1 pseudogene is annotated in these 247 nt (G+C 40.9%); it reads right to left on the bottom strand.

The window, feature by feature from the left end:
- A pseudogene (locus AAEY62_RS24020) lies at nucleotides 1–247 on the bottom strand (LacI family DNA-binding transcriptional regulator); the annotation flags it as partial.

The raw sequence follows: 247 nt of genomic DNA, 5'->3' as shown, positions 1-247 counted from the left end.
AGCGTAATCCAAGAATTGCGACCTGATCTTGCTCAGATTGAATTGCCAATTTAGCCACTTCATAGGCACCGGCTTTATTATCGATACTCACCGAAGCACTACGATGAATATTAAAGTCGACCGTCACCACTTTTTTACGGATTTTTTTTAATTGCTCGGCCAATAAACGGTTGCGAGGACGGCCATAACAAATAAAACCATCGACAAAATCATTTACGCCATTCACATTGTCAGAACTGCCAGAAAA

The organism is Pseudoalteromonas sp. GW168-MNA-CIBAN-0100, from assembly GCF_040309225.1.
Classification (GTDB): Bacteria; Pseudomonadota; Gammaproteobacteria; order Enterobacterales; family Alteromonadaceae; genus Pseudoalteromonas; species Pseudoalteromonas arctica.
The sequence above is the reverse complement of the archived record's forward strand: the minus strand, read 5'-3'. Positions and strand labels throughout refer to the sequence as shown.